Origin of the sequence: Parapedobacter sp. ISTM3, assembly GCF_016533505.1 — a bacterium.
In the GTDB taxonomy this organism is placed as follows: Bacteria; Bacteroidota; Bacteroidia; order Sphingobacteriales; family Sphingobacteriaceae; genus Parapedobacter; species Parapedobacter luteus.
Genome location: NZ_JAENGN010000041.1, coordinates 1 through 4,128 on the forward strand (window position 1 = coordinate 1; position 4,128 = coordinate 4,128).

A 4,128-nucleotide genomic window follows, 5' to 3' on the forward strand; every position below is an offset into this window, starting at 1 on the left:
GAAGGCCAGGAGGCAAGTATTTGACAATAAATAGCTCAAAAAAAAACTCCGAAATGGGGTTCGGAGTTGTAAATTCGTTAACCTAAAGAATCGACTTTATGATGTAAGCGTTAGCTCGGATAGCTTTATTTCCGAAGCTGAAGATTTTTCGGCAAAATCTTTTTTGTATTCATTTAAGGATTTATCTAACTCATCAAACATACCTTTGAAATCAAAATCCTTGATCTTGGAGTCATCTTTGGCTTGGTTTTGCTTTTTGAGACGCTCAAGAACTAATTCGGCATTACTTTTAATTTCTTCCATAGTACATTAAATTATCGTTGAATGGTTTGATTTTTCCAAGAGATACGCCTGTTGATATATCTTCTGATAGATTTCTTCTTATAAAAACGTTATCAATAATCGCACCAATAACGTGTGTAGATTTGGGTTCCGTAGCATCCAACAGCACCACTCCTTCGATTAGACCGGCAGAAAAATCATTAGTATCAAATATTTCTGAGACCCAAATAAACTTTGGCATGGACAAATTTAGAAACAATTTCTTGATATCCAAGTCAACTCCTTGTAAACTAATCAAATAATTTTTATATGTCCTACTTGAACATAAAAAAGTTCGTATGCCTAGCCTCCTTTGTCTATAAGCAAAGGTGCTGAGCTTTAGAAATTCTTGTGTGAATTTCCGTGCTTCCCCAGCTTCCATATATATTTTTGGATACAGCGGTACAATGATATCGGTTATCCTGCATTGCTGCCATTGAGCAATGCCATAATGTTCACAGGGGAATTTTAACGAGCTAATTCTGTAGGGAGCAAAATTGTCATCGACAAAAACAAATTCGTTATTGGCACAGCTTAAGTCTTTTAACAAGAGATCTCCATTTCCCCGTACATCTACCATTGGAATGTCATTGAACTGTTCGGCCGATATGTTTCTTCTCCCAATTACATTGAAAGCATGGCCGATTCCGGGGCCTCTGACACAACATACTAATGGAATTCCTGATTCGATATAGACCCGCAGGATACTGTCAAATTCAGTTCCAAATATCTGTTTGCTATATACCCGCACACCGAATCCTACTTTTTTCAGTGCATAAGATATTTGGTGGGCTTGCAGCCCCTTGGAAGGCATTTGTCTTTCGTAAGTTAACTCGGATAATATCCTGTGGATATCGGACGGTAAGACAGGATTGTAATCGTTGTATTTGTTGCTGAAGTATTCTATTATTGACCAAAGTGTTGTCTCGGCACATGTCATCGATTCAGCATCCTGACAAGCGTGAGGAAAGCCGTCTACTTTAACCTTTAGAGAATTTGCGGTCACACTGAATGTCGATTTGCTTACAGAAAAATCAGAATCTATAAATGCTTGTGGATTGATGACATTTCGACCTAAGACATTTGGGAAAGTTGGTCTTATGACAAAAAAGCCCAAGTGATTTTCTTTTAAAAAGTCTACGTCATATAAATTGTCTTCGCCTAGCCCATTTCGGAATATCGATACTCTTAATGCATCTTTCGAATATCTAAAGTTCTTTGATGAATAATAATTATAGTAGGAATTGCGATAAAGCCGATCCACGTATGGATATTCTATCAAAAAATGCAAGTCTGGTTTAAGAAACCGAATAAGTCTATCCTCAATAAACTGGATGCTAGTGTCTACAAATGAAGTATTTATTTCAAAAAAAGACGAGAGATAGCGACGAAGCCCTTGACCGAAATCGCCATGGGAATAGATATTAGAGGAAATTCCTTTCATTTTTATGAAGTTACTATCGAATGTTTAGCTGTGTTTAGATTAAAATACTTCTCAGGCTGTACTTGAATTAGTGTATAGTTAGCGACGCTAATATAAACGTTTTATTTCTTGAAACCAAAAAAACACAGAACTGGTTGCCCTTTACGTTGGCAGCGTTAAAGATAGTTTGTCCAACTTAGCGTTTGAAAATATGCTCCCGATGCCAAGTCAACTTATCAGGTTGAGGTAAGTATTCTGCCGACCGTGGCCCATTGATTCTCTTGTTTTGTAATTTTCGTAGGCTATAATCATGCGCCTCGTCCTCCGTGAAATGCGGCGACACAATAATCCGGTAATCTTCATCCACGCTAAGCAATCCGCGGTCAAACGCACGGTGCATGTTGGGGCATAGCGCGATGCCGTTGCCAATGCGGTCGTCATGGCTTACACTGAATGGCACAATGTGGCAAGCATCTACAAAGCTGTGGTCATGTCGTGACACCAAGCGCATACCGGTAAATGCACAAGTGCTTTGGTAGAGCCGGAGGATGTGTCGCTTGAACAGCCTATTACGTACAAAAACATCCTCCTCGGTGTCGATGCGAATGGTTTTATATTGCGCCTCCGGTTCTTGAAGGATATACGCCTCCACATCGTGCAGGTAGCCCTCACCACTGTGCTTGGCCGCAAGGAAGTAAGCTTTTTGCTCGGGGAAGTACGTATCAAGTAGGGCTGTTTGCAGGATGGTGCAGCTTACAGAGTTTTGGAGGAGCGCAAAGAGGTCCGTGCGGAACTCACCATAATCCAGTACTTCGGCCAGTGTGTTTACGCTTTTTATGTAGCTGTTTATCTGACTACCAGGTTTGGCTTGTAGGTGCCAAAAAGGTTCGCCATCAGCTTTATCACTTTGCAGGTAATAAAATGGCTGGGTAAAGTCTGCTTGGTGAGGCGTAGTGACGAGTAGCTGCCAGTTTTCCAGAAATGTGCCTACCAACTCGGCATTGGCTTCGAAACGATTGGCTATCACAGTGCCCTTTTCCACAAGCTCCATGAGCGTAAGCACCAGCACGGGCTTATGTGGAGCTGTGCCATACCGCGTGGGTGCACGCTTGAGGTGTGTGAGGGCGTGGAGGTAAGTATGGAGGGCAGCGGTATCCATTTCGTAAAGATAGGGATTTGTATCGTTTCCTGTAGTCAGCCCGCAAGTGGGCAAAAGTGGGGGAGTCATCCCAAGAATAAGCGGGTTTGTCCCGCCAATGTGGGGAGCCAGCACAAAAACTGTTCAAAAAAAACGGGTTTGCATAGGGTTGGTGGGAGCAGAGGCATTGGAGCAAACAAGAGAGCCTATAGGGCAAAAAAGACCGGCCTTTAGTGATCCCTGTTTCTTGTTCGAGAATGCGTAATAAGTCGGGAAAATCCCTTCGGTTATGAAGATAGTTGTCGGCCATTAACGGTATTTTTCATTTCTTCAAACACAGGGCGGAACAGCTTTTTTGTTTTACTGTGGCCATACCTATCAACGGCATGCTTCAATTTGGCTAAATCCATTGTCTTGGCCTTTGCCAAGATATTCTTCAATATCTGCTCGCGTTCTTCGGCCAGACTATCAAGATTGTTGACTAAGTCTACCAACAAGAACTCCGGAGTAGCTTTTTTGGGGAAGTAAGGCGTTTTATGGAAAAAGAAGGTTTTGCCATTCAGCGTAACTTCTTCATGGCGTTTCAGGTTGTACACGACCCGTTTGTTATAAAGCTGTGTGGTGCCCACACCCAAGGTATTATAGCTATTTGGAGAGGTCAATAAGAACCGCTTATCTTTAAGAAAACTACGTACCAGCGTTTCATCATTTGGTGGCGGCGTGCCAAAGGCGGTCTTTTTTGGGAAATAATAGAGGCCTTGCGCTAATTTTTGGAATGTGCCGTCTCGTACCAGCTGGGCAAGATGACGATCTACGGCATTGGAATAGGGAGTCAAATCCTCCCTACGATAGACCTGACCGGGTTTTAGTTGCCGCTTTAATTCATTTACCCTTGCCATAACGATTGCTTGTTAACCGCAAAGATACACGTATTTTAGATGATATGCAAGTATTATAGTTCAGATTTCATGCAAAAATGTGACTCAATTGCCTGATAGACAGATGTAATGTGCTTATATAAATAAGTTATGCCGTTTGTGAGCAAATTAGATAAGTCGAGTGGCCTGGTAGCGTTGTTGTCCAGGTAAATGTATTCGTTGATCATGGTAATTGCTCCCTTGCAATAGGAATCAAATAATTGATATATCAATATTTTGTCATCAAAAATGCTGATGCCACCATCACTCGCATGCTGGATGCGGTATCTAAGACGCAGGCCAAGCGGAGAGTCGTAAAAAGAACTCAT

Annotated in this window: 4 protein-coding genes; all 4 read right to left on the bottom strand. The window is 41.9% G+C overall.

Annotation, left to right across the window (positions count from 1 at the left end):
- Positions 1 to 96: 96 nt before the first annotated feature.
- Positions 97 to 303: a hypothetical protein gene (locus tag JHJ32_RS22395; protein WP_200122907.1), complete on the bottom strand. Its 207-nt coding sequence runs from the start codon at positions 301 to 303 to the stop codon at positions 97 to 99.
- Positions 290 to 1,765 (bottom strand): papain-like cysteine protease family protein, encoded by a 1,476-nt coding sequence (locus JHJ32_RS22400; RefSeq protein ID WP_200122909.1) that lies wholly within the window; start codon positions 1,763 to 1,765, stop codon positions 290 to 292. Before JHJ32_RS22400 ends, JHJ32_RS22395 begins: the two co-directional genes overlap by 14 nt.
- Positions 1,766 to 1,940: 175 nt before the next feature.
- Positions 1,941 to 2,972: an HNH endonuclease gene (locus JHJ32_RS22405; protein WP_200122911.1), complete on the bottom strand. Its 1,032-nt coding sequence runs from the start codon at positions 2,970 to 2,972 to the stop codon at positions 1,941 to 1,943.
- Between the two features lie 197 nt (positions 2,973 to 3,169).
- Positions 3,170 to 3,781: a hypothetical protein gene (locus JHJ32_RS22410; protein ID WP_200122913.1), complete on the bottom strand. Its 612-nt coding sequence runs from the start codon at positions 3,779 to 3,781 to the stop codon at positions 3,170 to 3,172.
- Positions 3,782 to 4,128 lie beyond the last annotated feature (347 nt).